Source organism: Aeromonas caviae (assembly GCF_000819785.1).
Lineage (GTDB): Bacteria > Pseudomonadota > Gammaproteobacteria > Enterobacterales > Aeromonadaceae > Aeromonas > Aeromonas caviae.
In genome coordinates, this window is sequence record NZ_CDBK01000012.1 from 1 (window position 1) to 746 (window position 746).

1 protein-coding gene is annotated in these 746 nt (G+C 63.9%); it reads left to right on the forward strand.

Annotated features, from left to right (window positions below):
- Nucleotides 1-746 (forward strand): T1SS-143 repeat domain-containing protein (locus BN1120_RS01290; RefSeq protein WP_155397118.1); only part of this gene is annotated, 746 nt, incomplete at both ends.

A 746-nucleotide genomic window follows, 5' to 3' on the forward strand; every position in this document is an offset into this window, starting at 1 on the left:
GTGTCGCTCAACTTCGAGGCGAACCAGCCCGGCCTGAATGGCCTCACCAGCGGCGGCCAGCCGACCCACTATCAGGTCAATGGCAACGTCATCACCTTGCTGGATGCGGGCGGCAAGACCATTCTGACCGTGACTCTGGGGCTGGATGGCAAGTACCAGGTGGCGCTCGACGGCGTGCTGGATCAACCGGTCAGCACCAACAGCGTCAACCTGGGGCTGCAGGTGCAAGGCACCGACTTTGACGGGGACAAGAGCAACCTTGGCACCCTCAATATTCATATCACCGACGGCGTGCTGCCCCAGGTCGACCCCGTCTCCCTCACTCTGGTGGAGGACAGCGACTGGAGCGCAGCCCAGACCCTCACCGGGGATCTGGCCATCACCGCCGGGGCCGACCCTCTGGTCAACATCGCGTTCGATGCCAGCCAGCCCGGCCTGCAAGGGCTCACCAGCGGTGGCCAGCCCGTGGTCATCACCATCAGCGGCAACAGCATCAGCGGCGCCGTCAACGGCCAGAACGTCTTCACGTTGACGCTGGATCAGAACGGTCACTATGTCTTTACCCTGAACCAGCCGCTGGATCAGGGGAGTGCAGACAGTCTGCTCAAGGCGGGCTTCACCCTCACCGACAGTGACGGAGATAAAGTCTCCTCCACCCTGAGCGTTGCCATCGGCGACGGGGCGAATCCGGTCATCAGCGCCGTGACCGGCACCGAGATGACGGAGGCGAACCAGGGGGACGGCGC